The sequence below is a fragment of the Actinopolyspora alba genome, assembly GCF_900112765.1.
Classification (GTDB): Bacteria; Actinomycetota; Actinomycetes; order Mycobacteriales; family Pseudonocardiaceae; genus Actinopolyspora; species Actinopolyspora alba.
The window spans coordinates 1-1,533 of sequence record NZ_FOMZ01000035.1 but is presented as its reverse complement, the minus strand read 5'-3'; the positions used below and the strand labels follow the sequence as shown (position 1 = coordinate 1,533).

Annotated in this window: 3 protein-coding genes; 1 reads left to right on the top strand and 2 read right to left on the bottom strand. The window is 62.7% G+C overall.

The features are described from left to right. A partial coding sequence (locus BM150_RS23515; RefSeq protein ID WP_092930292.1) for a hypothetical protein occupies positions 1-571 on the bottom strand: 571 nt, incomplete at its 3' end. A gap of 3 nt (positions 572-574) precedes the next feature. After that, entirely contained in the window at positions 575-835 is a 261-nt protein-coding gene (locus tag BM150_RS23510) for a hypothetical protein (protein WP_092930289.1), read from the bottom strand. A gap of 179 nt (positions 836-1,014) precedes the next feature. Here BM150_RS23510 and BM150_RS23945 point away from each other — a divergent pair. Then, on the top strand, positions 1,015-1,533 hold a 519-nt coding region (locus tag BM150_RS23945; RefSeq protein WP_217641909.1), incomplete at its 3' end, for a ParA family protein.

The window sequence follows — 1,533 nt, the reverse complement described above, 5'->3', positions numbered from 1 at the left end:
CCCCCATCGTCTCAACCCGCTCACGGTCCTCGGACTCGCCTGTGGACCGTGTGCGCGGATCATGGTTGTCACTGTGCTCCGATGATGGTGAACCGTCTTCGGAGCAGTTGCGCGAGCGTGTCGGGCGGAACTGTGACCACCATGACGGGATGTCGGTATCCCGTTTCGCGCGCTCGTTGTCTTCGTCGGTTCCGTAGTTCTCGGCCAACTGGCGGGCACGTTGTTTGCGGGCCGATCCCGCCACGGTCAACACCGTACGAACCGGAGTGTTCTGTGTTCGTGGTCCGGTGATTTCCAACCACGCCTCTTGGGTCATCGTTTTGAGTCCGCGGTCCGGGTTGATCCCGTCGTGAACCCATCGGGTGACCGCGATCGTGATCAGTAGCGCGAACGCGGCGGGCCACAGCCCGAACGCGATCCCGAGTTGCCGTTCCACAGCTTGAGTCGCCAGGAATGTCACCAAGGCGACCCCGTATTGCCGGTAGGTCCAGCGCCACGGGAACCGGAACCGATCCGGCCCGAGGAACACTTCGTCCACTTGATAGATCTCGTCGTCCGGGGAGACCTGCACCGCTTAGCCTCCCTGCATGAACAGCCCGGCCACGAACCGCGAAACGGCTTCCCATTGCCCGGTCAGCGCGATGCCGAGCACGGCGGAGGCCATCAGGATCGGGCCGAACGTCTTAGCAGCTCCGGCGTTGTCGCCGCCTTTGCCTTTCCAGAGGATCACTCCCCCCAGGATGAACAGCAGAAGCGGGATCACGTTCCCGCTGAACCAGTTTTGTGCGCCCTCGGTGCCCACCTGGGCGAGCACGTCGCGGGTGCCTGTACGCATACGGCGTCACGATCCTCTCTATCGGTGATCTCCCCACGGCACCGTGGGGACTGGCGTACTGATCAGCTATACCGCCCATCGACCAACAACGCAACTGTTACATAATTACTTAACCGGGTGCTAGCCTGGGACAGTGCACCGCATCCCCCAATCGGAGGGCAAGCGTGAAAACACTCAGCATGTTGAACCTCAAAGGCGGTGTCGGGAAAACCGTCTCGGCTGTCGGTCTGGCGAAGGCATTGGCCGACCTCGGACGGGGGCGCGTCCTGCTCGTGGACGCCGACCCCCAAGGAGGGCTGACCCGCTGGGTCACCAACCGCGTCCCCGACGACTTCAAAACGGCCAACCTGAGTTCTCTGGTTCAGGGGTTTACCACCGTCCCCGGCACGCTCATTGATCTGGACGATACCGAACTACACGCAGACGACCCGAGCCGTGCCGCGCTGTGGTCGGGAATGAGCCTCATCCCGACCGCCACGACACGGATCGTGGTGGATGCCATTTTTGGCGGGACGATCGATTACAGGGCATTGCGCGACCCGTTGGAACGCGACACGCCGGACGACTTCGCCTATTGCGTGGTCGATGTCGGACACGGCGACAACGACAGCACTCGAATCGGTGTGGTCGCCTCGGATCTGGTGATCACCGTCATCGCGGGCTGGCAGGTCCAATCGGTCCAGCAGCTCTCGGAGGTC

Coding starts and splice junctions, on each gene's coding strand:
- BM150_RS23510 (WP_092930289.1), bottom strand. CDS start 835: ATGCGTACAGGCACCCGCGACGTGCTCGCCCAGGTGGGCACCGAGGGC.